The sequence below is a fragment of the Streptomyces sp. NPDC085900 genome, from assembly GCF_044540925.1.
Classification (GTDB): Bacteria; Actinomycetota; Actinomycetes; order Streptomycetales; family Streptomycetaceae; genus Streptomyces; species Streptomyces gilvifuscus.
Window position 1 is genome coordinate 244,697 of record NZ_JBITSP010000003.1, and the last position, 23,209, is coordinate 267,905.

Here is a 23,209-nt window from a genome sequence, read left to right on the forward strand (position 1 = left end):
CATGACGGCCGCGTTGGTGCCCCTGCGCCGGCCGGCCCGGCCGCGGGCGGCCGTCCTGGTCCTGCACGGCGGCCGTGCGTCGAGCGAGGACCCCGCTCGGCCGTGGCAGCTCGCCGCGCTGCGGATGGAGCCCTTCGTACGGGCGGTGTCCGCCGCGTCGGCGGACCGGGACGTCCTGGTCGCCCGGGTGCGCTACCGGCTGCGCGGCTGGAACGGCGAGCGCGCCGACCCGGTGCGGGACGTCCGCCGGGCGCTGAGCGAGCTGTCCGGGCCGGCCGGTCCCCTCCCCGTGGTCCTGCTCGGTCACTCCATGGGCGGCCGGGCGGCCCTGCGCGCCGCCGGGCACCCGTCGGTGCGGGGCGTGGTCGGCCTCGCGCCGTGGTGGCCGGCCGGTGAGCCGGTGGCACAGCTGGCGGGCCGGTACGTCGTCGCCCTGCACGGCGACCGGGACCGCGTCACCTCGCTCACCGAGACGGCCGACTGCGTCCGCCGGGCACGGAGTACGGCCGCACGGGCGGGGCCGGCCGTGGTCGGGGGCAGCGACCACGCGATGCTGAGCCGCCCCCGCCTGTGGCACCGCACGGCCTCGGCGATGGTCGCCCACCTCCTCGACCCGGACGACACACCGGACCCGCTCCCTGAGGAGTCCTACGGCACCGGGGGCTTCCCTGTGCTGTGAGCGGGTCAGCGCACGTGGGGCGTGCCGTTGAGGCGGGTCCGGGTCCGGGGACGGCATGGGCGTCCGTGCCGGGGCCGGGTGTCTGTTCCGTGGGGGTGACGGGCGCCCTCGGTCGGCGACGTCGACCCCGGGCCGGGTCGTGCAGGGCGCCGCGGCACCCCCGGCCTACGCCGCCAGCGCGACCCGGGCCGCACGCCGGACCCACTCCCCGAGGAGTCCTACGGCACCACCGGCCTCCCCGTGCAGTGAGCGTCTCAGCGCACGTGAGGCGTGCGGTGGCTCGTGCCGCTGAGGCGGATCCGGGTTCGGGTGGTGCAGGGGGCGGCGGCGTTCTCGGCCTCCGCCGCCAGCGCGGTCAGGCCGGGCAGGACGGCGTCGGGGGGCGTGCCGGGTTCCAGCCAGACCCGCAGGCCGACGTCGAGGTGGGTCCCGCCGCGGGGCAGCACCCGGGCACGGCAGCGGGCGACGCCGGGCAGCTGGGCGACGCGGGCCGACAGGGCGCCGGCCAGCGTGTGGGGATGCACCGTGGCACCCGGGGACGGCAGGGCGAGCGGACGGGTGCGGCCGGAGTGGATCTGCGCGAGTGCCCAGTACACGAACAGCACGGTCAGCAGGGACGCCGCGGTCATGACGACCGGCGTCCACCACCCCGCACCGCGCAGCCGCGCCAACCCGGCCCGGTCCATCAGGACGGAGCCCGTCCCGTCGGCGGGCCACCAGGACGGCAACCGGGACGCGACGCCGAGATCACCGCCGACGAGCCAGAGCCCCGCACCGAGCAGGACGAGTCCAAGAACCCCCAGCACCGCCCTGTTGACGACGCCACGGGACCACGCCATCACCGATCACCTCCGGGCTGCGACGCGGACGGGCCCTGGGCGGCCCAGTTCGTCGTTCGGCCGTCAGAGCCGGCTTCGTCCTTTTCGACGCCGGACGCGGTTCCCGCCGCAGTCGCGCCGCCCGGGGCCGGGACGAGCGCCGATCGGTCGCCGGCCACGGTGGATGCGGAGTCGCGCCGCGGAGTGTCCGGTTCCGGATGTGGGGGGCGCCAGACCGGGTCCGGGGCGACCTTGACGCGCAGGCGGGGGGTGTGGCGCAGCCGGCAGGAGGTCAGGGCGCTTCGGGCCGCGGTCGTGACCGCGGCGCGTGCCGTCTCGCGGTCGCCGAAGGCGAGGGCCGCGCGGACCGTCACGCGTCGGCGTCGGGCCCGTACACGCACCGCGGCGACGCCGTCGACGGCCGCCACCACGTCGCGGACCAGGCTCACCGTCGCCGAGCGGTCCACGGCCACGGCCACGCGGGCCACCGGGGTGCCGACGGTCCACTGGTGACGGCGGCCGGGCGCCAGGGCGAGCAGGATCATCCACGCGCCCGCGAGGGCGATCAGCGCGCCTCCGGCGACGACGGCCGGGTCACCGGGACCGTGGGCCGACAGCCAGTGCACGGCATCGGTGCGCCAGGCCGCCGCCGGCCGGTCCGCGAGGTGCACGCGGAACAGGTCGAAGGCGAGCACACCGCAGCTCACGGCGGCCGCCCAGGCCAGCAGGGCGACCGGCACCCCGCGCCGCGACCACGACCGCCGGGGCGTACGCAGCCCGTCGGCCACCGGCAGGGCGTCCCACTCCGCAGACGCGGGAGAGGCTGTCGGCGTGAGTGCCGTGACGCCGATGCGGGGCGGGGACACGTCCAGTCCCGTCAGGTGCCGGGTCCGCTCCGTGACGTGGGACTGGACGTCCCGCACGGTGTCGGCCAGCGGGGCCGGATAGGGCAGCGTCAGCTTAAGGGACACCTCGGCGCTCCTGCCCCGCACGGACGCCGCCGAGCCCACCACCCGGCCGGCCCGCGCCTCGGTGGCCGCCCGCTCGGCGATTCTGCGCACCGCCCGCTGCGAGACGGTGGTGCTCCCCCGTTCCGCGGCCGCGGTCATCGGCGGCTCCGCTCGAAGGCGTCCCGGACGTCCCGGACGCTGCCGCCGCTCTCCGCCCACCGGCCCAGCGCCCAGCCGAGACCGCCGAGCGCGGCCACGAGCAGGAAGGCGCCGAACCCGCCGAAGTAGCCGGCGAACGCGAGGGCCATGCCCGCGATCATCCCCATGAACGCTGTGCTCATCTCTGGTCCCCTCTCACCCGGATCGACGGCCGTCACTCCACTCGGGCCGCGGCCGTGGTCTCGGGCTCCTCCTCCTCGGGCAGCCGGACATCGTTGACGGTGATGTTCACCTCGACGACCTCCAGGCCGGTGATCCGCTCGACCGCGGAGATGACGTTCTCCCGCACGTCCCTGGAGACGTCCGTGATGGCGACGCCGTACTCGACGACGATGTCGAGGTCGATGGCGGTCTGCCGCTCGCCCACCTCGACCTTGACGCCGCGGCCGATGTTGGGGCGTCCGCCGGGAACGCGGTCGCGCACCGCGCCGATCGTGCGGGAGAGACCGCCGCCCATGTCGTGGACGCCGGGGATCTCACGGGCCGCGATGCCCGCCACCTTCACGACGACGACGTCGGCGATCGACGTCCGGCCGCGGTCGGCGGCCGGCTGGTCGGCACCGGTCGCGCCGCCGGACACGGCCGTCGTCCTCGCCGGCGCCCCGCCCGTGCGCGGCGTGGACACGTCCTTGGCGGTGAGTGCGGTCTGGGGGGTCTGCGTGGTCATGGCTCGTTCCTTTCCTGGCCGTCTCTGTCTTCGCTTCCTTGGACCCGCCGCAGCCGGCGCTGTGACGCGGACGACCGCGGAAAAGGGGCCGGGCACCACCGCGGGGGTGGCGCCCGGCCCTTGAGGAGGCGTCAGCTGGTGGGCATCAGGACGGAGTCGATGATGTAGACGGTGGCGTTGGCGGTCTTGACGTTGCCGCAGACGACCTTGGCGGAACCGTTGACGGTGTAGGACTCACCGGAGCCGGAGGTGGTGAGCTTGGACTTCTCCAGCGTCTCGTAGGAGCCCTTCTCCAGGTCCGCGGGGGCGAGCTGCTTGCCGACGACGTGGTAGGTGAGGATCTTCGTCAGCTGGGCCTTGTCGTTGAGGACCTTGTCGAGGGTGGCCTTGGGGATCTTCGCGAAGGCGTCGTTGGTCGGGGCGAACACCGTGATGTTCTGGGCGTTGTTGAGGGTGTCGACCAGGCCGGCCTTCTTCACCGCGGTCACGAGGGTGGACAGGGCGGGGTTGTTGGAGGCGGCGGTGGCCACCGGGTCCTGGGCCATGCCGTCGAAGGAACCGGCGCCGTCCTTCGGCACGGCCGAGCAGGCCGCTCCGAAGGGCTTGTCCGCCGAGGTGGTGCTGCCGGCGCCGGTCATGCCGTCGTCCGACGCGGAGGCCGAGGCGGACGCCTTCGACGAGGAGTCGGACTTGGCGGAGTCGCTGCCGCTGTCGGAGCAGGCGCTCAGGGCGAGCGGCAGGACGGCCGCGGCGGCCAGGGTGACGGCGGTACGGCGGATACGGGTGTTCATCTCTTGGTTCTCCTGTCGGGTTCCGCGGCGGGAGCCGCGGGCGTACGGGGTCGGGAAAAGTGGTCTGAGGGGGCGGGTCAGTCGACGGTCACGACGACGGAGTGCCATCCGCTGGCGCCGTCGGGGACGGTCCGCGTGCGTCTGTCGGTCTGGAGCCGGCCGGTGCGGTCGGTGGCGCGCACGGTGAGGGTGTGGCTCCCCTTGGTCGCCTCCCAGGGGAGGGACCACTGGCGCCAGGTGTCGCGGCTGTCCTCGGCGGCCAGCCGGACCTCCCGCCAGGGCCCGTCGTCGACACGGACCTCGACCTTGTCGATGCCGCGGTGCTGGGCCCAGGCGACCCCGGCGACCATGACCGTGCCGGAGGAGGGGCGGGCGAAGGGCTTGGGGGTGTCGATCCGGGACTGCGTCTTGACGGGCGCCCGGCGGGCCCAGCCGCGCTTCACCCAGTAGGGGTCGTAGGCGTCGAACGTGGTGAGTTCGATGTCCTCGATCCACTTGCAGGCCGAGACGAAGCCGTAGAGGCCGGGCACCACCATGCGGACGGGGAAGCCGTGGGCGAAGGGCAGGGGTTCGCCGTTCATGCCGACGGCCAGGAGGGCGTCGCGGCCGTCCATGACGTCCTCGACGGGGCTGCCGATGGTCATGCCGTCGACCGAGCGGGCCACGAGCTGGTCGGCCGGGCCGCCCCGGGAGGGCGGGCGCACCCCGCACTCGGCCAGCAGGTCGGCCAGGCGTACGCCGATCCAGCGGGCGTTGCCGACGTAGGGGCCGCCGACCTCGTTCGAGACGCAGGTGAGTGTGATGTCCCGTTCGATCAGCTCGCGTCGCAGCAGGTCGTCGTAGGTGATCGTACGAGGCCGGGTGACGCCCTTGCCGTGGATGCGCAGCCGCCAGGCGGTGGCGTCGACCTTCGGCACCACCAGGGCGGTGTCGACCCGGTAGAAGGAGCCGTTCGGCGTGGTGAAGGGGCTGATCCCGGGGATGCGCAGCCCTGCGCCCCGGGGGACGGCGGCCGCCGGGGAGGCGGGGGCGGGCAGCATCACGGCCCGGCGGGAGGCCACCGCGTCCCGGCCGGCCGCGCCGCCGAGCGACCGGCCCAGCGCACCGGCTCCGGCCGAGGCGAGCGCGGCGGCCGTCGCGGTGATCACGAACCCGCGCCGGTCCCACCCGGCGTCGCCGGGTGCCGCTTCCCGCTCGGTCGTGGCCGGCCGCCGGGGCGCGAGCCGGCCCGCGAGGACGTGGAGCACGACCGCGCCGACGACGGCGCCGACGATCGAGGGCAGCGCGTCCGCCATGCCGCGGGAGTCGGGGCGGCTCGTCGCCGCGGCCGCGCCGACCACGCCGAACAGCAGCACACCGAGAGCGGCGGTGCGCCGGAACCGCAGTGCGGCAATTCCCAGCAGCAGTGCGAAGAGCGTCAGCGCCGCGAGAATTCCGAGCTGCAGAACGAGTTTGTCGTCGGTGCCGAAATGGCGGATCGCCCAGTCCTTCACGGCGGTGGGCGTGCGGTCGATCGCCGCGCCGCCCACCGCCACCACGGGACCGGCCTGCGGCCGGACCAACCCGGCCACCAGCTCGGCGAACGCGAGCGCCGCGAAGCCCGCCAGCACACCGCTGAGGGCGGCCGGCGGCACCGCGCCGGGCCGGATTCGGCGTTCCTTCTCGTTCTCGGTCACGTGGGGAATCCGGCCCCCGAGCCCTACCGGATTGGCCGTACGCACGATTGAATGAATTCTTTTTTCCGACCAATCCGAGCCCGGCCCGGCTACGGATGTACGAAAAAAAATCGACTTCCGCTCCGGGAGATCGCCCGTTCCGCTTCCACCCAGCGGGGGCATCCGCGCGGGGCCCGCTCGCGGAAGTGCTCCGTAACAACGAGGGCCCGGCGCTGTCCAACCTTCGGAAGAACGGACGAGAGGAGCCGCCCCGTGGCGGGGTCCCGCACCCAGAGCACACCAGCGGTCGGCCGGGCGGGCACGGACGACGACCTGCTGGCGGTCCGCGCCGCCGAAGGGGACGAGGACGCCTTCGCCCTGCTGGTACGGCGGCATGCCCCGGCGCTGCTGCGGCTGGCCACGAGCCTGCTCGGCAGCCGGGCCGAGGCGGAGGACGCCGTGCAGGACGCCTTCCTCAGCGCCTGGCGGAGGCTGCCCGAGTTCCAGGGCCGCTCCGCGTTCGGCACCTGGATGTACCGGATCGTCACCAACCGCTGCCTGAACGTGCTGCGCGCCCGCAGGCCGGTGACCCCGCTGGACGCGGCGGGCGACCCGCCCGCCGCCGAGCACACGGTGTCCCCGGCCCGCATCACGGAGGCCCGCGACGCGGTCCGGGAGCTGCGCGAGGCCCTCGGCCGGCTGTCGCCCGAACAGCGGGCGTGCTGGGTGCTGCGGGAACTGGACGGCCGCTCCTACGAGTTCATCGCGGACGCGGTCGGAATCAGCCAGGATGCCGTCCGGGCCCGGGTCTTCCGCGCACGCCGTTGTCTGACACAAGCACTGGGGGCCTGGCGATGACCTCTCACACCGACCCGCCGAACAGCGCCGTCACCCCCGGGGACGACGACGAACTCCTGCCGTGCGGACGGCTGTTGTCGCACACCTGGCGCGCCTGGGAGGAGGGGATCGACGACGCCCACGTGCGGTCCTGCCCGTGGTGCCGGGAGGCCGTGGGGGAACTCGACCAGCTGGAGACCGCGGTGCGCGGCCTGCGCGACGACGCGGCGGAGGCCTCCGCCTGGGACGCCGAACCGCTGACCCGGCGCGTCATGGACGTCGTACGCCTCGAACTGCGTCCCGGCCGGCCGCTGCCCCTCGGGGAGCCCGCGGAGGACCTGTGGGTCATGGAGGCGGTCGCGGCGCGGGTGCTGCGCGCGGCCGCCGAGACCGTCCCGGGCGTCCGGGCCGGCTCCTGCCGCCTCCTCGACGGCCGCGAGGACGGCACGCGGGACGGCACCGTCGGGGCCCGTCTCGACATCCACGCCCCGGCCGACGCCGTCCTGCCCGACGTCGCCGACCGCGTGCGCCGGTGCGTGCGGGAGGCGGCGGACCGCGAGCTGGGCATGACCCTGGCGGCCGTGGACATCCGTGTCATCGATCTCGTCGCCGCACCGGCAGACGACGACCAGGAAGGCTCTACGCCATGACCGCGCACATCGCGCAGACGACGCTCGTCGAGGAGGCCGCCGCGGCTGCGGAGGGCGTGGTCGGGGTGGCCTTCCTCAAGCCGGGGCTGGCCGAGCGGCTGCGCTCCACGCTGTCCCGTCCGGCGCCGCACCCCGGCCGGGCCCGGCCCACGGGAGTACGGATGACCGCGAACGGGGACGACGGCTCCTGGCACGTGGAGATCCAGGTCGTCGTGGTCCGGCAGGCCAGGGCGGTGGACGTGGCCCGGGCCGTCCGCACCCGGGTTTGCGACCGCCTGAGCGCCCTGACACCGACGCACCCCGCCCCGACCGTCACGGTGACGGTCACGGGCCGCGTCTGACGACAGCGGCACCGTGCGTCGAGCCTCCGCCGAAATTCGGCGCCCCCAGCCACCACCGGGCCGGACGGCAACCGCTCGGCTCGGAACGGACAGCAGCGCAACGGTGGTGCGGAGGCGCCGCGCATCGAGCCGCCACCGGGCACTTCGTTCACCGGCACGTCCCGACGCCGGCCGCACAGCCACCCGCCCCCCCCCGAAATTCGGCGCCCCCAGCCACCACCCCGCCGGACGGCAACCGCTCAGCTCGGGAAGGACAGCAGCGCGAGCGGGGTGGAGGTGGGGTGTTGCGAGCCGCCGTCGGGTTCGACGGTGATGCCGATGCCCGACGCCCCGTCGACGGCGCCCCGCAGCAGCAGGGTCTGCTCGGCGCGGTGAGAGTCCATGAGGCCGGCCGACCGCATCGTGCCGCCGTCGTCGAACCACAGTTGGTAGACCTTGCCGCTGGGCGGCGCGGCCATCCCGGAGACGGCGAAGACGGCCCGGTCCCGGCTGCGGGAGACCACGACGGTCCCGGTGGCGCCGCCGCTCAGTTCGGCCGCCTTGGTCCTGGCGTCCGGTGCGGTCAGTACGGCGGCGATGTCGTCCGTCGCCTGCGTGGCGCGGCGCGCCCGGTCCTGGGCGTCCTCGGCGCGCTGGTGCTGCCAGACGGTGCTGCCGCCCAGTGCCGTGGCGGCCGCGAGGCAGGCCGCCAGCGCCCAGCGCGACACCGTGCGCGCCCGCGGCCCGGTCCGGGTGGCGGCGGACCGGGCGGGTTCGCCCGGGCTGTCCTGGCGGACGGTACCGATGCGCCGCAGGACCTGCTCGCGCATCCCGGGAGCGGGCGTCGCGGCGGCGGCGAGTCCCAAGCGGGCGGCGGTGGCGCGCAGTTCGGCCGTCTCCTGCGCGCACGCCTCGCAGCCCGTGAGATGCCGTTCGAACGCGGCGCTCTCCTCGTCGGAGAGGGCGTGCAGGGCGTAGGCGCCCGTCAGCCGGTGCAGGTCGGTGGTCGTCATGCGGTCACCCCCAGGCAGTCGCGCAGCCGGATCAGTCCGTCGCGCAGGCGCGTCTTGACGGTGCCCAGCGGAAGTGCCAGCGCCTCCGACACCTCCCGGTAGGTCAGCCCCCGGTAGTAGGCGAGGGTGACGGCCTGGTGCTGGATCTCGGTCAGCGTGCGCAGACAGCGCCGCACCTGTTCCCGCTCCAGCCGGGCCTCGACGTGCTCGACCACCTCGTCGTACTCGGGCACCCGCTCCAGCAAGGACGCCTTGTGGTCCCGGGCGGCCGCGGCCTCCACCGAGCGCACCCGGTCCACGGCCCGGCGATGCGCCAGCGTGAGGATCCAGTTCATGGCCGTGCCCCGGTCGGACCGGTAGCGCGGCGCGGTCCGCCACACCTCCACCAGCACCTCCTGAGCCACTTCCTCCGACTGCGCCCGGTCCCGTACAACGGCCCGGACGACTCCCAGCACTCCGCTCGCGACGGCGTCGTAGACGGCTGCGAACGCGTCCTCGTCGCCCAGGGCCACACGGCGGACCAGTTCCTGCAGATCAGGCTCATGTGCAGGATTTCTGCCGATATGTACCGCTTCCTTCACCGAGGGCCTCCGTGGTCGGGACGTGTCCGGGCGTAATCCGTTCCTGCGGGGACACCGGATTGGTTGCGGCGGTGAGGAAAAAGGCGCAGGTGGCACTGGCGGAGTCGGCCACGGCACAGGTATCCCCAAGGGGGCGCACAGCCGGCAGGGGTAAAGCAGGGTGCTGGACGACTCCGTCACATCGACACCGTGACCTGCGGGTTTGCTGTCAGGAACGATCCCTGCCAGGCCGGCGTCTCAGGTACCGTCCGCACCTACGCGCCACACCGCCGAACCGCCGAGACCCATGGGAGCCACGCCCGCCAATGGACAGCACCGCATCCTCGCTCGCCTCTTTGTGGGACCGCGTCTTCGGCACCCAGCCCGACCCCGACCTGTGGGTGGTCCTCGCGACCCTCGTCGCGGCGCTCGCCGTCACCGTCCCGCACAGCGTGTGGCGCATCGCACGCAACGCCATCACCATCGCCCACGAGGGCGGCCACGGCCTGGTCGCGCTGCTCACCGGGCGTCAGCTGACAGGGATACGCCTGCACTCGGACACCAGCGGCCTGACCCTCTCCCGCGGCAAGCCGCACGGCATCGGCATGATCCTGACCGCGGCCGCCGGCTACACCGCCCCCTCACTGCTCGGCCTGGGCGGCGCGGCCCTGCTGGCCGCGGGTCACATCACGCTGCTGCTGTGGGCCGCGACGGCCCTGCTCATCGCCATGCTGATCATGATCCGCAACGCCTACGGCGCGCTGACGGTGGTGCTCACGGGCGGGATGTTCCTGCTGGTGTCGTGGCTGGCCGGGCCGCAGGTGCAGGCGGCGTTCGCGTACGCGGTGGTGTGGTTCCTGCTGGTGGGCGGTGTCCGGCCGGCGTTCGAGCTGCAGGCCAAGCGGATGCGGGGCGGCGCGGGCGACTCGGACGCGGACCAGCTCTCCCGGCTGACGCACGTACCGGCGGGGCTGTGGCTGTTCCTGTTCCACGCGGTGTCGCTGTGCTCGCTGATCGGCGGAGGCCGCTGGCTGCTGGAGATGTGACCGGGCACCCCTGCGCCCCGTGTGCGCGCATATATGCACGGCAATTCCCATGCCGTTCTTTCACCATGGTTTCGCCGCATTTGATCAAGATCTCCGGTCACGCCCAGCCACTAAAGTGGGGCCATGACCGTTAACCCCGCACACACCGCCCTCTGGCCCGCCCCGCACGCGAGCGGAGCCGTCGACGCGACGGTCCACGTGCCCGGGTCCAAGTCGGTCACCAACCGCGCCCTGGTGCTGGCCGCCCTCGCCTCCGAGCCCGGCTGGCTGCGCCGCCCGCTGCGCTCCCGCGACACGCTGCTGATGGCCGGCGCCCTGCGCGCCATGGGCGTCGGCATCGAGGAGGGGGTCGGCCCGGACGGCACGGGCGAGGTCTGGCGGGTGCTGCCCACGGGCCTGCGCGGCCCGGCCACGGTCGACGTGGGCAACGCCGGCACGGTGATGCGCTTCCTGCCCCCGGTGGCCACCCTCGCCGACGGCCCCGTCCGTTTCGACGGCGACCCGCGGTCGTACGAGCGTCCCCTGCACGGTGTGATCGACGCCCTGCGCGTCCTGGGCGCCCGGATCGACGACGACGGCCGCGGCGCGCTGCCGTTGACGGTGCACGGCGGAGGGGCGCTGGACGGCGGCCCGGTCGAGATCGACGCCTCGTCGTCCTCGCAGTTCGTCAGCGCCCTGCTGCTGTCCGGCCCGCGGTTCAACCAGGGCGTCGAGGTCCGGCACGTCGGCTCCTCGCTGCCCTCCCTGCCCCACATCCGCATGACCGTGGACATGCTGCGCACCGTCGGCGCCCAGGTGGACACGCCGGAGTCGGGCGGCGAGCCCAACGTGTGGCGGGTGACGCCGGGCGCGCTGCTCGGCCGGGACCTGACCATCGAGCCCGACCTGTCCAACGCCCAGCCGTTCCTCGCCGCCGCCCTGGTCACCGGCGGCAAGGTCGTCGTGCCCGCCTGGCCCGCGCACACCACCCAGCCCGGCGACCGGCTGCGGGAGATCTTCACCGAAATGGGCGGTTCCTGCGAACTCACCGAGTACGGACTGGAGTTCACCGGATCGGGTGCCGTTCACGGAATCGATGTGGACCTCGGCGAGGTCGGCGAGCTGACCCCGGGCATCGCCGCGGTCGCGGCCCTCGCGGATTCCCCTTCGACCCTGCGCGGGGTGGCCCATCTGCGCCTGCACGAGACGGACCGGCTGGCCGCGCTCACCAAGGAGATCAACGAGCTCGGCGGCGACGTGACGGAGACCGCCGACGGCCTGCACATCCGCCCGCGCCGCCTGCACGGCGGGATCTTCCACACCTACGAGGACCACCGCATGGCGACGGCCGGCGCGATCATCGGCCTCGCGGTGGAGGGCGTGCAGATCGAGAACGTGGCGACGACGGCGAAGACCCTGCCGGACTTCCCCGAGCTGTGGACCGGGATGCTCGGGGCGTAGGGACGTAGAGGAGATGCGCCGCTACGGCAAGCACACCGACGAGGACGACATCCGGGTCCGTCCGGGCCGCAAGGGCACCCGGCCCCGTACGAACATCCGTCCCGCCCACGAGGACGCGGCCGAGGGCATGGTCCTCACCGTCGACCGGGGCCGGCTGACCTGTCTGGTCGACGGCCGGACGGTGCTGGCGATGAAGGCCCGCGAACTGGGCCGCAAGGCCGCGGTGGTCGGCGACCGGGTGGCCATCGTCGGGGACCTCTCCGGCAAGAAGGACACCCTCGCGCGGATCGTCCGCATCGAGAAGCGGACGTCCGTGCTGCGCCGCACGGCGGACGACGACGACCCCTACGAACGGGTGGTCGTGGCCAACGCCGACCAGCTCGCCGTCGTCACCGCCCTGGCCGACCCCGAGCCCCGCCCCCGCCTGATCGACCGCTGCCTGGTCGCCGCGTTCGACGGCGGCCTGACACCCCTCCTCGTCCTGACCAAGTCGGACCTGTCCCCGCCCGACAAGCTCCTGGAGCTCTACGGCGACCTGGACATCCCGTACGTGGTCACCAGCCGTGAGGAGCTGGAGAGCGGCGAGGCGGTGGCCCGGGTGCGCGAGCAGCTCGACGGCAAGGTCACGGCGTTCGTCGGCCACTCCGGCGTGGGGAAGACGACGCTGGTGAACGCGCTGGTCCCCCGGGACCGCCGCCGTCTGACCGGTCATGTCAACGCGGTCACGGGCCGCGGCCGCCACACCACGACCTCCGCCCTCGCCCTCCCTCTCGGCGACGACGACGGCTGGGTGATCGACACCCCGGGCCTGCGTTCCTTCGGCCTCGCGCACGTCGACCCCTCCCGGGTCATCAAGGCCTTCCCGGACCTCGAACCCGGCACGGAGGGCTGCCCGCGCGCCTGCAGCCACGACGAGCCGGACTGCGCGCTGGACCAGTGGGTGGCCGAGGGCCACGCGGATCCGGCGCGGCTGTACTCACTGCGCCGGCTGCTGGCCAGCCGGGAGCACAAGGAGGTCGACTGACCACCGCGTTGTTTGCCTGTACGCCGGCCCGGTAAGTGCATAATCGCACCGAGCGGACATACGGGGAGGACAGCACATGGCGTGGCTGCTGGTAGTGGTGGCCGGTTTGCTCGAGACGGGTTTCGCCGTGTGCCTCAAGCTCTCGCACGGCTTCACCCGCCTGTGGCCCACGATCGCGTTCTGCATTTTCGCCCTGGGCAGTTTCGGCCTGCTGACCCTCTCCCTGCGCAAGCTCGACGTCGGCCCCGCCTACGCCGTGTGGACCGGCATCGGCGCGGCGGGCACCGCGATCTACGGCATGATCTTCCTCGGCGACCTGGTCTCCACGCTGAAGATCGTGTCGATCAGCTTCGTGATCGTGGGGGTCATCGGCCTGCAGCTGTCGGGCTCGGCGCACTAGACCGCGCTGGCCCCCCGGGGCGGCTCACACCAGCTGCCGGGGCAGAGCCGTGCGCACCAGCTCCCCCACGCCGCCCTCGACCGGTGGCGCGGCCACGCAGGACAGCGCCAGCCTGACCACCAGTTCGCAGGAGCGGGCCAGCTCCACCGTGTCCGTGCGGTGCGCGCCGGGCCCCGCGAGCACCGCCACGGCCCGGTCGCGGACGATCGCCACGAAGTCGCCGGGCGAGGGCAGCGGGCCGTCGGCCCGGCGCTGGGCCGGCACGGCGGAGGAGGACGGCACGGCGGACAGCGTCGGCGAGGGCAGCCGCTCGCTCCAGCAGCCGGTCAGCATGGCCCGTACGAGCGCGTTCTCCCGGGCGGTCGACGCGGTCCACTCGGCGGTGGCGGTCAGCCGCTCGCGGGCGTCGGAGTGCGTGGCCAGCGCCCGCTCCACTCCCGCGAGGAAGCCGTCCGCCTCCCTCCTGACCAGTGCCCGGGCGAGCCCCTCCTTGCTGCCGAACTCGTTGTAGAGGGTCTGCCGGGACACTCCGGCCGCCGCGGCCACGTCCACCATCCGTACGGCGGACCACGGCCGGCGCGCCAGCGCCGAGTAGGCGGCGTCCAGTAGGGATTCCCGCGCTGCAGGCATCATCGCCTCCCTGGGGCGGAGCGACTCTGCGCCCAGATTTGACGCGTGCACAGGCACTGTCAAGGGTTCGCGGAAGCACGCGGGGGCGCCCTTCGGCCGCCATGTGCCGCCAGACCGTGATCCGGGCCGTGTGGCCCCTCGCACACCTCGCCGGATAGCGTTCGTCCCATGCCGGACTACCTCGACGACCTCCGTTTCGCCCATGTCCTCGCGGACGCCGCGGACGCGGCGACCATGGGCCGCTTCAAGGCCCTCGACCTCAAGGTCGAGACCAAACCGGACATGACTCCGGTGAGCGAGGCGGACAAGGCCGCCGAGGAGCTCATCCGCGGCCAGCTGCAGCGCGCCCGGCCGCGCGACGCGATCCTCGGCGAGGAGTACGGCGTGGAGGGCACCGGCCCCCGGCGCTGGGTGATCGACCCGATCGACGGCACCAAGAACTACGTGCGCGGCGTCCCGGTGTGGGCCACGCTGATCTCCCTGATGGAGGCCGGCGAGACCGGCTTCGAGCCGGTGGTCGGCGTCGTCTCCGCGCCCGCGCTGGGCCGGCGCTGGTGGGCCGCGCAGGGGCACGGCGCGTTCACCGGCCGCAGCCTCTCCTCGGCCTCCCGCCTGCACGTCTCCCGCGTCTCGAAGCTGTCGGACGCCTCCTTCGCCTACTCCTCGCTGTCCGGCTGGGAGGAGCAGGGCCGCCTCGACGGCTTCCTGGACCTGACCCGCGAGGTGTGGCGCACGCGTGCGTACGGCGACTTCTGGCCCTACATGCTGGTCGCCGAGGGCGCCGTCGACATCTGCGCCGAGCCCGAGCTCTCCCTGTGGGACATGGCCGCCAACGCGATCATCGTCACCGAGGCCGGCGGCACCTTCACGGGCCTCGACGGCCGCCCGGGCCCGCACAGCGGCAACGCGGCCGCGTCGAACGGCCCGCTGCACGACGAGTTGCTGGGGTATCTGAACCAGCGCTACTGACCGGTGCGACGACCCGGCGCCACTGAGGCACACCGGAACACACAGATGAGCACGCACGCCCTCAATCGGCTGCCCGCGCCCCCTTGTTGACCCGTGCTTTACCTGCCACTCTGAGAGTCTCCCCACTTGTGAACTTGTGAATCCGTGAACTAGCGTCCCGGATTCCCTAGGAGGTGGCTCAAGTCCATGCTCGTCCGTGACGCCATGAGCACAGTCGTCCTCACCATCGGCCCCGCACACACCCTCCGTCAGGCAGCCGCCCTGATGGCCGCACGCCGCGTCGGCGCGGCCGTGGTCCTCGACCCGGACGCGGGCGGGATCGGCATCCTCACCGAACGCGACATCCTCAACTCGGTGGGGCTCGGCCAGAACCCGGACGCGGAGCACGCCTCCGCCCACACCACCACCGACGTGGTCTTCGCCGCCCCGTCCTGGACCCTGGAGGAGGCCGCCCGCGCCATGGCGCACGGCGGGTTCCGCCACCTGATCGTCCTCGACCGCGGCGAGACCGTCGGGATCGTCTCGGTCCGCGACATCATCCGCTGCTGGGCACCCGCCCGACAGCAGGTCGCCCTGCTGCACTGACAGTCAGATTGGACCAAGTCTAAAGTCATATTCATTCGCGTCCTGGTCCCCTTCTGTTAGACTGGCCGTATGAGTGACCTTCTGGAACGGCTGCGCGGACGCGGATGGCGGATGACCGCGCAGCGGCGCGTCGTGGCCGAGGTTCTCGACGGCGAGCACGTCCACCTGACGGCCGACGAGGTCCACACACGGGCCGTCGCGAAGCTGCCGGAGATCTCCCGGGCGACCGTCTACAACACGCTGGGCGAGCTGGTCTCGCTCGGCGAGGTGCTCGAGGTCGCCACGGACAGACGCGCCAAGCGCTACGACCCGAACGCGCACCGCCCGCACCACCACTTGGTCTGCGCCCGGTGCGGCGCGATCAAGGACGTCCACCCGACGGGCAACCCCCTGGCCGACCTCCCGGACTCGGAACGCTTCGGCTTCACGGTCTCGGACGTGGAGGTCACCTACCGCGGCGTCTGCCCGAACTGCGCGGCGTAAGCATCTGCGGGCCCGTGTGGGCCCGCAGGCCGAACACCCTTCAGTCCGAACACTTTTTAGGCGCAAACACAGAGGGCCGGAATCCGTTTCTGGATTCCGGCCCTCTGTCTTCAGTAGCGGGGACAGGATTTGAACCTGCGACCTCTGGGTTATGAGCCCAGCGAGCTACCGAGCTGCTCCACCCCGCGTCGATGAACGCAACAGTACGTGAGGAGCGAGGACAGAAGCAAATCGCTTCTTCGGGGGCGGGAGCCCGGGGGCCGCGACCCCCGGAACGTCACGCCGAGAGTTCCTCCCGCAGCGCGTCCCGCAGCCGTGCCGCCCGCTCCGTGACCTCCGCCGGCCCGAGGGACACGGCCCGGTCGGCCCAGCGCTGTCCCTCCGCCAGCTCCCCACGACGCGCGTAGACCAGGGCCAGCCGCAGCGCCGCCCGACCGTGCCCGGCGTCGGCCGCCCGCGTCCACCACACCGCCGCCTCCGGCTCACTCCCCTCCCGGGCCAGCAGCAGCCCCAGGTTGAAGGCGCCGTTGCGGGACCCTGCCTCCGCCGCCTCGCGGTACCACCGGGCCGCCTCCACCACGTCCCCGCGAGCCGCGGCCATCATGCCGACCCGCACCTGCGCCCGCCGGTGCCCCTGGGAGGCCGCCCGCTCGTACCACTCCTCGCACTCGGTCTTCTCGTGCAGCACCTCGCCCAGCTCGTGCGCCGGCTCCGGCGGCCGCCGCGCGTCGAGCACGGTCGCCAGCCGGTACGCCGCCTCGGCGCTCCCGCCCCCGGCCGCGCAGCGCAGATGCCGCTCCGCCTCGAGCTCGTCGCCGTCCCGCAGCCGGGCGATCCCCACCTGCAGCGCCGCCTCGGTGTGCCCGGCGGCCGCTGCACGCTCGTACCACCGCAGGGCGGCCTCGTCCTCGTCCCGTCCGGCGTGCAGGATGCCCAGGTTGAACGCGGCGTCCACGCTTCCGGCTTCCGCGGCCTTGGAGAACCACGGCTCGGCGCCGGTCGTGTCGCCGCCCTGCAGCAGCAGGATGGCCAGCGCGTTCGCCGCCTCCCGGTGCCCGGCGTACGCCGCGCGCCGGTACCACTGCTCGGCCTGCGTGGTGCGTCCCTGCTCGGCGCAGAGCAGCCCGAGGTTGTACGCGCCGTTGTCGTCACCGGCGTCCATGGCCGCGCGGTACCAGCGCTCGGCGGTCTGCGTCTCGCCGCGCTCGGCGTGCAGCGCGCCGAGCGCGTTGGCCGCGTTGCCGTCCCCGTCCTGTGCGGCTCTGAGCCACCACACGGCGGCGCTCTCGGTGTCACCGGCGTCGCGCAGCAGGAAGCCGAGCGCACAGGCGGCCCGTGCCTCACCGTCCTTGGCGGAGGTCAGGTACCAGCGCCCGGCCTCCTTCAGCTCTCCGCGCTTCTCCAGGATCGCCCCGAGGTGCAGCGCGGCCCGCTGGTGCCCGCGCGCTGCGGCCTGCCGATAGAACTGCTCGGCCTCGGCCAGCAGTTCGACACCGTTGTCGGCCTCGCCCTCGTCCGGGCAGGCCGCCTTGCGGTCGAGCGCGCGCGCCAGCCGGTACGCCGCCTCACGGTGGCCGCGTTCGGCCGCGGCCCGCATCCACTTGCCGGCCGCGACGTCCCCTCGGTGCTCCAGCAGGTCGGCGAGCGCGTACGCCCCCAGGGCGTGCCCCTGCTCGGCGGACTGGCGCAGCCAGTACTCGGCGGCCGGCTCGTCCCCGCGCTCACGGTGGTGCCGGCCCAGGGCGTGAGCGGCCGCGGCCGACCCGGCGACGGCGGCGATCCGCCACCATCCGGCGGCCTCGTCGGCGTAGCCGCGCTGATGCAGCAGGACGCCGAGGTTGTTGGCGGCGGCGCGGTCGCCGGCCGCGGTGGCGGCACGCAGATGGGGTTCGGCTCCGTCGAGATCCCCGCGGCGCAGCAGCATGGCCCCGAGAACACTCATCGCCTCGACATCGCCGGCTTCGGCGGCGAGCCGCTGACGCAGTTCCTCGGCAGCCTCTTCAGCAGCCTCCCCGGCGTCGGTCGCGCCCGGTTCGGAAGGCTGCACAAATCGCCCTGTCTCGAACAGAGTTGCCTTGTCCCCCATAACGTCCATCGTCGCACCACCTGCAACCTGGGTACACCTGGTATACCGCAGCCATTGAGGTCACTTCAGCGTTTTGTCGACATGCCCACAGAGAGACAAGTCAAACACAGATCACCCAACTCCCCACCGCGCCACGTATCCCCTGTGCTCGGCACATGCGTTCGCACACGTCGAAGGCCCGGATCCATGTCGGATCCGGGCCTTCGACCGCAGTAGCGGGGACAGGATTTGAACCTGCGACCTCTGGGTTATGAGCCCAGCGAGCTACCGAGCTGCTCCACCCCGCGTCGTTGTTGTGCAACCGTATCACGACGCGGGGCGGCCTTTGATCAACCGCTGCCCGAACCACCGCTCGGGCTGGGACTGCCGCTGGGACTCGGGCTGCTGCTGCTCTTGCCGCTGCCGCTGCCACCGGCGGTCTTGTCGGCCTTGGCCTGCGCCTCCTCGGCCCTCTTCAGCGCGTCCTGGAGGTCCTTCTGCGCCTCGCCGTACGCCTTCCAGTCGCCCTTCTTCAGGGCCGTCTGGCCGGCGTCGAAGGCCTTCTGGGCGTCGTCGAGAGCCTGTTGGACCGTCGGGTTGCTGGACGTAGGTGGTGGCGTGGTCCCCTGGTCGGGCGGCGGGGTGGTCGAACTCTCCGCGCCGAAGACCTTGTTGAGCGCCTGGTCGAGCGTGTCCTCGAAGGCGGTCTTGTCTCCGTAGCTGACCAACACCTTCCGCAGCAGTGGGTACTTCAGTCCACCACCGCGTACGTAGACCGGCTCCACGTAGAGCAGTCCTCCGTCGAGCGGCACCGTCAGCAGGTTGCCGTACTCGATGTCGGAGTCGCCGCCCTTGAGCAGCTTGATCGACTCGGCGATGTCCTGTTCGGAGTTGAACTGGCTCTGCACCTGTTTGGGCCCGTCGACCGTCGTGCTGGTCGGCAGTTTCAGGATTCTGATCCTGCCGTAGTCGCTGGAGTCCGCCTGCGCGTCGACCGACATGAACGCGCTCAGGTTGTCACGGCCGTTGGGCGTGAACGTCGTCGTCAGCGAGAAGGCCTGCGACGACTGGTCGGGCATCTTCATGCTCAGGTAGTACGGCGGCACCGCGTTGCCCGACTTGTTGGTCGGGTCGTCCGGCACCTGCCACACCTCGCTGCCGGTGAGGAAGGTGGTCGGGTTGGTGACGTGGTAGCGGGTCAGCAGCTCGCGCTGGACCTTGAACAGGTCCTGCGGGTAGCGCAGATGGGACAGCAGCGACTTGGAGATGGCGCTCTTGGGCTCGACCGTGCCCGGGAAGGCCTTCATCCACGTCTTCAGGACCGGGTCCTGGGTGTCCCACTGGTAGAGCTTGACCTGCCCGGTGTACGCGTCGACCGTCGCCTTCACCGAGTTGCGGATGTAGTTGACCTGGTTCTGCTGGGCCACCACCGCGCGCGAGTTGTTGGTCGCGGTCAGCGAGTCGGCCGTCGTGTCACCCAGGGTCGTACGGGAGGCGTACGGGTAGCCGTTCGTCGTCGTGTACGCGTCGACGATCCACTGGATACGGCCGTTCACCACCGCCGGATAGGCGTCGCCGTCGATGGTCAGCCAGGGCGCCACCGCCTCGACGCGCTCCTTGGGCGTGCGGTTGTACAGGATCCGCGAACCCTCGCCGATGGCGCCGGAGTAGAGGATCTGCGGCTCGCTGAACGCCACCGCGTACGCCGCCCGGTTGATCGGGTTGGCGAGATTGACGCCGCTCTTGCCCTTGTAGCTGGTGGTCTTCTCACCGCTGTCGTCGGAGTAGTCGATCTCCTTCTGGGGACCGCCGACGATCGAGTACGTGGTGGTCTTCTCGCCGTAGTAGACCTGCTGCTCGTACGTCCCGAGGTCACCCCGGGACGGCAGGTCGGACTCGGTGAAGACCGGCTGGCCGTTGGCGTCGGCCGCGGTGCCCTTCGCCGCCACCACGCCGTAGCCGTGGGTGTAGCGGAAGTGGTCGTTGATCCAGTTGTTCTTCGGGATGCCGTTGAGGTTCAGCTCACGCAGACCGATGACCGTGTCCTGGACCTTGCCGTCCTTGGTGTAGCGGTCGACGTCGAGGTTGGTCGGGAACGCGTAGTAGTTCCTGATCTGCTGCAGCTGCTGGAACGTCGGCGAGACGATGTTCGGGTCCAGGATGCGGATGCTCGCCGTGGAGTCGACGTCGTCGCGCAGCTTGGTCTTGTCGCTGGTCTTGCTGGTGCCCGAGTAGTCGCTGACCTTGGTGCCGTCGATGCCGTACGCCTCGCGCGTCGCCTTGAGGTTCTTCTCGACGTACGGCGCTTCCTTGGCCTGCTCGTTCGGCTGGACCTGGAACTTCTGGACGATCGCCGGGTAGAGGCCGCCGATCAGGATCGCCGAGAGCACCATCAGGCCGAAGCCGATCACCGGCAGCTGCCAGGTGCGCCGCCACAGGGTGGCGAAGAACAGCAGGGCGCAGATGACGGCGATGCAGAACAGGATGGTCTTCGCCGGCAGATAGGCGTTCGCGTCGACGTACCTCAGGCCGGTCCAGTTGTCCGTGGCCTTGAAGTCACTGGACTTCACCGCCAGGCCGTACCGGTCGAGCCAGTACGCGACCGCCTTCAGCGCGACGAAGACCCCGAGCAGCACCGACAGGTGGCCGGTGGCGGCGGCGGTGGCACGCGCGCCCGGGGAGGTGATCCTGAGGCCGCCGTACAGGTAGTGGGTCAGCGCGGCGGCGATCAGCGCGAGGATCGTGGCGGCGAAGCCGAAGCCCAGCAGGAAGCGGTACCAGGGCAGGTCGAAGGCGTAGAAGGAGACGTCGAGGTGGAACTGCGGGTCCTTCTGGTGGAAGGGCACGCCGTTGACCCACATCAGCCAGGTCCGCCACTGGCCGGCCGCCGAGGCGCCGGCGATCAGGCCCACCAGGGCGGTGATCCCGAGCAGCAGCCACCTCTTGTAGGGCGCGATGCCCATCCGGTAGCGGTCGAGGCTCTGCTGCTCCATCGACATGGCGCTCAGCGGCGGCCGCAGCCGGTGCGCGAGCCAGATGTTGAGGCCGACCGCGAGGGCCATCAGCAGACCGAAGACGAAGAACAGGCCGATCTTCGTCCACAGGGTGGTGGTGAACACGGACGAGTAGTGCACCGACCGGTACCAGAGCCAGTCCGTCCAGAAGCCCGCGAACATGGTGAACGCCATGCCGAGCACGGCAAGGACGCCCAGTGTCATGAGCAGGGTCCGGACACGCCGGGACGGGCGGCCCACTCTGATCCGTGGCCCCGTCGGGCCTCCGCCGCGGTCCGGCATCTGGAAAGCCAAGGTGCGCACCTCGAAGTCGCTGTCGGTCCGTCAGGCCCGCGGTTTCACGGACCTGCCGTGGCCCCCCGTGATCGTGGGCCCACACCTATGCAACTTACTCACCGTTTACTCGGTTCCCGATTCCGGCCATGAACGAGGCAGGATTGTGACCATGTCCAACACCCCCATGGCGGCGAACCCGCTCACCCGGGCCGTGCTCGAGATCGACGAGTACGCCTCCGGCCTCGGCTGGGACCAGCCCGCCCGCCTCTTCGCCCTCGTAGACACCGCTCGGCTGCGTGCCCAGGAACCCGCCCTCGCGGCGCAGCTCGGCCTGGAGGAGGAGCAGGAGTCCGCCGGTCTCACCCCGATCGAGCAGGACGAGATCCCGGCGGGCAAGCCGCTGGACGAGTTCCTCGCCACGATCGCCTGGCCCGACGCGGTGGCCGGCTGCGCGCTGACGGTGGAGCGGCTGATGCTGCCGCCGTCCGCCGAGGCGGCCGTGCCGGAGGGGCTGAACGAGCAGAAGCTCGCGAAGTGGGTCGCCGAGCACCCGGACCGCCAGGAGGTCCGTATGACGGTCGCGGTGCTGCGCGACGGCACCCGGGAGTCGGCCCTGCGGCTGCGCGAGAAGGACACGCCCACCGAGGTCCTCACCGGCCGCGACCTGGTACCGGGCCTGGCCGAGGCCCTGTCGGCGACCTTCGAGGACTGAGCTCCTCCGCTACGGCGAAGGGGGCGCCCCGCGTCCGCGAGAGCGCCCCCGGCCGTGCCCGAGCCCGTGCGTCAGCCCTTGGTCGTGCACTTCGGCAGGTCGGCGGTGTCGCCGTTGCGGATGTCCTTGAGCGCGGACAGTGCGTCCTTGATGGTGTGGACCTTGACCAGCCTGAGTCCGCCGGGGGTGTCCTTGGCGGCGGCCGAGCAGTTCTCGGCCGGGGTCAGGAAGTACCGGGCGCCCTTGTTGCGCGCGCCGACCGTCTTCATCTCGATGCCGCCGATCGGGCCGACCTTGCCGGCGTCGTCGATGGTGCCCGTGCCGGCCACGAAGTTGCCGCCGGTGAGGCTGCCCGGGGTGAGCTTGTCGTAGATGCCGAGCGCGAACATCAGACCGGCGCTGGGGCCGCCGACGTCGGCGAGCTTGATGTCGATGGTGAACGGGAAGGTGTGGTCGGTTCCCGCGGAGATCCCGACGATGGCCCGCTTCGCCCCGCTGTCGTCGGACGTGGCGGTCGTGATCGTGATCTTCTCGGTCTTCGTCGGCGTCTTGTGCGCCTTCTCGGCGGCGGCCTGCTCCTTGGCCGGCACGATCGTGAAGACCACGTTCTGGCCCGGCTTGTGCTTGGTCACGAGCTTGGCGACGTCGGCCGGCTCCTTGACCGCGGTGTCGTCGACGGCCTTGATGACGTCCCCGGCGTGCAGCCTGCCCTCGGCGGGCGAGTCCTTCACGACCGTGGAGACGATCACCCAGGACGTCACCGGAATGCCGAGCTGCTTCAGCGCCGCCACCTTGGCGCTCTCCTGCGACTGGCTGAACTCCTCGGCGTTCTCCTGGGTCGACTGCTCCTCGGTCTTGCCGTCCGGGTAGAGCGTGTCGTGCGGCACGACCTTGTTGTCGTGCGCGAGCCACCCGTACACGGCCTCGACGAGGTTCATTCGGTAGTCGGCGCTGGTGACCCGCACCGTGGTCATGTTCAGGTTCCCGCTGGTGGCGTAGGTCTTGCGCCCGGAGACCTGCAGCACCGGCTCGCCGTCGTGGTTCCCCAACGTGTTCACCGTCGGGCCCGGGGACATCTCCGAGTACGGCACGGGGATGAAGACTCCCGCGCACAGGAGCGCGATCAGCATCAGGGTGGAGGCGAGCATCGTCGCGGTGCGGCGTGGCATGGCACGACAGTACGGGACGCGTCTGTCAGAGGGCCGTCAGCCCCACCCCTGTCATGTACCGGAGTGGGACTTCTCCATGGCCTCACGGAAGCGCGCGTACCCGTCGAGCTCCGGACCGTCGCCGCGCACCTTGCGGGTGCGGTTGGCCCAACTGCCCCACAGACCGGCGCCGATCGCGGCCACCAGTGGAATCAACAACCACACGAGCGCACCCATGCCGACCTCCCAACCCCGGTG

25 protein-coding genes and 2 tRNA genes are annotated in these 23,209 nt (G+C 72.2%); 12 read left to right on the forward strand and 15 right to left on the reverse strand.

Going from position 1 to position 23,209, the window contains the following annotated elements:
• The first annotated feature begins 1 nt into the window (after position 1).
• Positions 2-679 carry an alpha/beta fold hydrolase gene (locus ACIGDI_RS10490; RefSeq protein ID WP_399895216.1) on the forward strand — a complete coding sequence of 226 codons (678 nt, stop codon included), beginning with the start codon at positions 2-4 and terminating at the stop codon, positions 677-679.
• Positions 680-933: 254 nt separating this feature from the next.
• Here ACIGDI_RS10490 and ACIGDI_RS10495 read toward each other — a convergent pair whose 3' ends face one another.
• The 6 genes from ACIGDI_RS10495 to ACIGDI_RS10520 form a co-directional block, all read right to left on the reverse strand.
• Positions 934-1,518: a hypothetical protein gene (locus ACIGDI_RS10495; RefSeq protein ID WP_399893551.1), complete on the reverse strand. Its 585-nt coding sequence runs from the start codon at positions 1,516-1,518 to the stop codon at positions 934-936.
• Complete coding sequence (locus tag ACIGDI_RS10500; protein ID WP_399893554.1) at positions 1,518-2,606, reverse strand: DUF6286 domain-containing protein; 1,089 nt, start codon at positions 2,604-2,606, stop codon at positions 1,518-1,520. Before ACIGDI_RS10500 ends, ACIGDI_RS10495 begins: the two co-directional genes overlap by 1 nt.
• A complete protein-coding gene (locus ACIGDI_RS10505; RefSeq protein WP_063824556.1) occupies positions 2,603-2,788 on the reverse strand; it encodes a hypothetical protein in 186 nt (61 codons plus the stop codon). Before ACIGDI_RS10505 ends, ACIGDI_RS10500 begins: the two co-directional genes overlap by 4 nt.
• A 32-nt stretch (positions 2,789-2,820) precedes the next feature.
• On the reverse strand, positions 2,821-3,333 hold the full coding sequence (locus ACIGDI_RS10510) for an Asp23/Gls24 family envelope stress response protein (RefSeq protein WP_399893558.1): 513 nt from the start codon (positions 3,331-3,333) through the stop codon (positions 2,821-2,823).
• Positions 3,334-3,464: 131 nt separating this feature from the next.
• Positions 3,465-4,124 (reverse strand): fasciclin domain-containing protein, encoded by a 660-nt coding sequence (locus ACIGDI_RS10515; protein WP_399893561.1) that lies wholly within the window; start codon positions 4,122-4,124, stop codon positions 3,465-3,467.
• A gap of 77 nt (positions 4,125-4,201) precedes the next feature.
• A complete protein-coding gene (locus tag ACIGDI_RS10520; RefSeq protein ID WP_399893564.1) occupies positions 4,202-5,800 on the reverse strand; it encodes a molybdopterin-dependent oxidoreductase in 1,599 nt (532 codons plus the stop codon).
• A gap of 252 nt (positions 5,801-6,052) precedes the next feature.
• On the opposite strand from ACIGDI_RS10520, the gene ACIGDI_RS10525 reads away from it, so the two are divergent.
• The 3 genes from ACIGDI_RS10525 to ACIGDI_RS10535 are packed head-to-tail and all read left to right on the forward strand — an operon-like array spanning position 6,053 to position 7,607.
• Positions 6,053-6,637 carry an RNA polymerase sigma factor gene (locus ACIGDI_RS10525; RefSeq protein ID WP_399893567.1) on the forward strand — a complete coding sequence of 195 codons (585 nt, stop codon included), beginning with the start codon at positions 6,053-6,055 and terminating at the stop codon, positions 6,635-6,637.
• Positions 6,634-7,266, forward strand: coding sequence for an Asp23/Gls24 family envelope stress response protein (locus ACIGDI_RS10530; protein ID WP_399893571.1), 633 nt, complete (start codon positions 6,634-6,636; stop codon positions 7,264-7,266). Before ACIGDI_RS10525 ends, ACIGDI_RS10530 begins: the two co-directional genes overlap by 4 nt.
• Complete coding sequence (locus ACIGDI_RS10535; RefSeq protein ID WP_399893574.1) at positions 7,263-7,607, forward strand: hypothetical protein; 345 nt, start codon at positions 7,263-7,265, stop codon at positions 7,605-7,607. The genes ACIGDI_RS10530 and ACIGDI_RS10535 overlap by 4 nt, the downstream gene beginning before the upstream one ends.
• Before the next feature lie 239 nt (positions 7,608-7,846).
• Here ACIGDI_RS10535 and ACIGDI_RS10540 read toward each other — a convergent pair whose 3' ends face one another.
• Positions 7,847-8,599, reverse strand: a complete 753-nt coding sequence (locus ACIGDI_RS10540; RefSeq protein ID WP_399893577.1) for an anti-sigma factor domain-containing protein — start codon at positions 8,597-8,599, stop codon at positions 7,847-7,849.
• Positions 8,596-9,180: a sigma-70 family RNA polymerase sigma factor gene (locus tag ACIGDI_RS10545; protein ID WP_200702398.1), complete on the reverse strand. Its 585-nt coding sequence runs from the start codon at positions 9,178-9,180 to the stop codon at positions 8,596-8,598. The genes ACIGDI_RS10540 and ACIGDI_RS10545 overlap by 4 nt, the downstream gene beginning before the upstream one ends.
• A gap of 305 nt (positions 9,181-9,485) precedes the next feature.
• On the opposite strand from ACIGDI_RS10545, the gene ACIGDI_RS10550 reads away from it, so the two are divergent.
• From ACIGDI_RS10550 to ACIGDI_RS10565, 4 genes are all read left to right on the forward strand, one after another.
• Entirely contained in the window at positions 9,486-10,205 is a 720-nt protein-coding gene (locus ACIGDI_RS10550; RefSeq protein ID WP_200702399.1) for a M50 family metallopeptidase, read from the forward strand.
• A gap of 123 nt (positions 10,206-10,328) precedes the next feature.
• Entirely contained in the window at positions 10,329-11,645 is a 1,317-nt protein-coding gene (gene aroA / locus ACIGDI_RS10555; RefSeq protein ID WP_399893582.1) for a 3-phosphoshikimate 1-carboxyvinyltransferase, read from the forward strand.
• A 13-nt stretch (positions 11,646-11,658) separates the two neighbouring features.
• Positions 11,659-12,669, forward strand: a complete 1,011-nt coding sequence (gene rsgA, locus ACIGDI_RS10560; protein WP_399893585.1) for a ribosome small subunit-dependent GTPase A — start codon at positions 11,659-11,661, stop codon at positions 12,667-12,669.
• Positions 12,670-12,745: 76 nt separating this feature from the next.
• Positions 12,746-13,069 carry a DMT family transporter gene (locus tag ACIGDI_RS10565; RefSeq protein ID WP_399893588.1) on the forward strand — a complete coding sequence of 108 codons (324 nt, stop codon included), beginning with the start codon at positions 12,746-12,748 and terminating at the stop codon, positions 13,067-13,069.
• A 24-nt stretch (positions 13,070-13,093) separates the two neighbouring features.
• On the opposite strand, the gene ACIGDI_RS10570 is transcribed toward ACIGDI_RS10565, so the two are convergent.
• Positions 13,094-13,702: a TetR/AcrR family transcriptional regulator gene (locus ACIGDI_RS10570; protein WP_399893591.1), complete on the reverse strand. Its 609-nt coding sequence runs from the start codon at positions 13,700-13,702 to the stop codon at positions 13,094-13,096.
• 165 nt (positions 13,703-13,867) lie between these two features.
• Between ACIGDI_RS10570 and hisN the strand changes: the two genes are divergently transcribed.
• The 3 genes from hisN to ACIGDI_RS10585 all read left to right on the forward strand — a co-directional run bounded on the left by hisN (position 13,868) and on the right by ACIGDI_RS10585 (position 15,736).
• Positions 13,868-14,668: a histidinol-phosphatase gene (gene hisN, locus ACIGDI_RS10575; protein WP_200702404.1), complete on the forward strand. Its 801-nt coding sequence runs from the start codon at positions 13,868-13,870 to the stop codon at positions 14,666-14,668.
• A gap of 186 nt (positions 14,669-14,854) precedes the next feature.
• On the forward strand, positions 14,855-15,253 hold the full coding sequence (locus tag ACIGDI_RS10580) for a cyclic nucleotide-binding/CBS domain-containing protein (protein WP_399893596.1): 399 nt from the start codon (positions 14,855-14,857) through the stop codon (positions 15,251-15,253).
• Between the two features lie 69 nt (positions 15,254-15,322).
• Positions 15,323-15,736, forward strand: coding sequence for a Fur family transcriptional regulator (locus ACIGDI_RS10585; RefSeq protein WP_200702406.1), 414 nt, complete (start codon positions 15,323-15,325; stop codon positions 15,734-15,736).
• A gap of 114 nt (positions 15,737-15,850) precedes the next feature.
• Here ACIGDI_RS10585 and ACIGDI_RS10590 read toward each other — a convergent pair.
• From ACIGDI_RS10590 to ACIGDI_RS10605, 4 genes are all read right to left on the reverse strand, one after another.
• Positions 15,851-15,924: transfer RNA gene (locus ACIGDI_RS10590), tRNA-Met, on the reverse strand.
• An 89-nt stretch (positions 15,925-16,013) separates the two neighbouring features.
• Positions 16,014-17,831 (reverse strand): tetratricopeptide repeat protein, encoded by a 1,818-nt coding sequence (locus ACIGDI_RS10595; RefSeq protein WP_399893600.1) that lies wholly within the window; start codon positions 17,829-17,831, stop codon positions 16,014-16,016.
• A 204-nt stretch (positions 17,832-18,035) separates the two neighbouring features.
• Positions 18,036-18,109, reverse strand: a tRNA-Met gene (locus tag ACIGDI_RS10600).
• A gap of 42 nt (positions 18,110-18,151) precedes the next feature.
• Positions 18,152-21,097 carry a UPF0182 family protein gene (locus ACIGDI_RS10605; protein ID WP_399895219.1) on the reverse strand — a complete coding sequence of 982 codons (2,946 nt, stop codon included), beginning with the start codon at positions 21,095-21,097 and terminating at the stop codon, positions 18,152-18,154.
• A gap of 163 nt (positions 21,098-21,260) precedes the next feature.
• Between ACIGDI_RS10605 and ACIGDI_RS10610 the strand changes: the two genes are divergently transcribed.
• Positions 21,261-21,803 (forward strand): PPA1309 family protein, encoded by a 543-nt coding sequence (locus tag ACIGDI_RS10610; protein ID WP_200702408.1) that lies wholly within the window; start codon positions 21,261-21,263, stop codon positions 21,801-21,803.
• 71 nt (positions 21,804-21,874) lie between these two features.
• On the opposite strand, the gene ACIGDI_RS10615 is transcribed toward ACIGDI_RS10610, so the two are convergent.
• Together ACIGDI_RS10615 and ACIGDI_RS10620 are read right to left on the reverse strand one after the other, a co-directional pair.
• The gene (locus tag ACIGDI_RS10615) at positions 21,875-22,972 is read right to left on the reverse strand and encodes a PDZ domain-containing protein (protein ID WP_399893604.1); all 1,098 of its coding nucleotides are present in this window, start codon (positions 22,970-22,972) and stop codon (positions 21,875-21,877) included.
• Positions 22,973-23,023: 51 nt separating this feature from the next.
• A complete protein-coding gene (locus ACIGDI_RS10620; RefSeq protein ID WP_200702410.1) occupies positions 23,024-23,188 on the reverse strand; it encodes a hypothetical protein in 165 nt (54 codons plus the stop codon).
• Positions 23,189-23,209 lie beyond the last annotated feature (21 nt).

Coding starts and splice junctions, on each gene's coding strand:
- ACIGDI_RS10490 (WP_399895216.1), top strand. CDS start 2: ATGACGGCCGCGTTGGTGCCCCTGCGCCGGCCGGCCCGGCCGCGGGCG.
- ACIGDI_RS10495 (WP_399893551.1), bottom strand. CDS start 1,518: ATGGCGTGGTCCCGTGGCGTCGTCAACAGGGCGGTGCTGGGGGTTCTT.
- ACIGDI_RS10500 (WP_399893554.1), bottom strand. CDS start 2,606: ATGACCGCGGCCGCGGAACGGGGGAGCACCACCGTCTCGCAGCGGGCG.
- ACIGDI_RS10505 (WP_063824556.1), bottom strand. CDS start 2,788: ATGAGCACAGCGTTCATGGGGATGATCGCGGGCATGGCCCTCGCGTTC.
- ACIGDI_RS10510 (WP_399893558.1), bottom strand. CDS start 3,333: ATGACCACGCAGACCCCCCAGACCGCACTCACCGCCAAGGACGTGTCC.
- ACIGDI_RS10515 (WP_399893561.1), bottom strand. CDS start 4,124: ATGAACACCCGTATCCGCCGTACCGCCGTCACCCTGGCCGCCGCGGCC.
- ACIGDI_RS10530 (WP_399893571.1), top strand. CDS start 6,634: ATGACCTCTCACACCGACCCGCCGAACAGCGCCGTCACCCCCGGGGAC.
- ACIGDI_RS10535 (WP_399893574.1), top strand. CDS start 7,263: ATGACCGCGCACATCGCGCAGACGACGCTCGTCGAGGAGGCCGCCGCG.
- ACIGDI_RS10540 (WP_399893577.1), bottom strand. CDS start 8,599: ATGACGACCACCGACCTGCACCGGCTGACGGGCGCCTACGCCCTGCAC.
- ACIGDI_RS10550 (WP_200702399.1), top strand. CDS start 9,486: ATGGACAGCACCGCATCCTCGCTCGCCTCTTTGTGGGACCGCGTCTTC.
- aroA (WP_399893582.1), top strand. CDS start 10,329: ATGACCGTTAACCCCGCACACACCGCCCTCTGGCCCGCCCCGCACGCG.
- rsgA (WP_399893585.1), top strand. CDS start 11,659: ATGCGCCGCTACGGCAAGCACACCGACGAGGACGACATCCGGGTCCGT.
- ACIGDI_RS10565 (WP_399893588.1), top strand. CDS start 12,746: ATGGCGTGGCTGCTGGTAGTGGTGGCCGGTTTGCTCGAGACGGGTTTC.
- ACIGDI_RS10570 (WP_399893591.1), bottom strand. CDS start 13,702: ATGATGCCTGCAGCGCGGGAATCCCTACTGGACGCCGCCTACTCGGCG.
- hisN (WP_200702404.1), top strand. CDS start 13,868: ATGCCGGACTACCTCGACGACCTCCGTTTCGCCCATGTCCTCGCGGAC.
- ACIGDI_RS10580 (WP_399893596.1), top strand. CDS start 14,855: ATGCTCGTCCGTGACGCCATGAGCACAGTCGTCCTCACCATCGGCCCC.
- ACIGDI_RS10585 (WP_200702406.1), top strand. CDS start 15,323: ATGAGTGACCTTCTGGAACGGCTGCGCGGACGCGGATGGCGGATGACC.
- ACIGDI_RS10595 (WP_399893600.1), bottom strand. CDS start 17,831: ATGGACGTTATGGGGGACAAGGCAACTCTGTTCGAGACAGGGCGATTT.
- ACIGDI_RS10605 (WP_399895219.1), bottom strand. CDS start 21,097: ATGCCGGACCGCGGCGGAGGCCCGACGGGGCCACGGATCAGAGTGGGC.
- ACIGDI_RS10610 (WP_200702408.1), top strand. CDS start 21,261: ATGTCCAACACCCCCATGGCGGCGAACCCGCTCACCCGGGCCGTGCTC.
- ACIGDI_RS10615 (WP_399893604.1), bottom strand. CDS start 22,972: ATGCCACGCCGCACCGCGACGATGCTCGCCTCCACCCTGATGCTGATC.
- ACIGDI_RS10620 (WP_200702410.1), bottom strand. CDS start 23,188: ATGGGTGCGCTCGTGTGGTTGTTGATTCCACTGGTGGCCGCGATCGGC.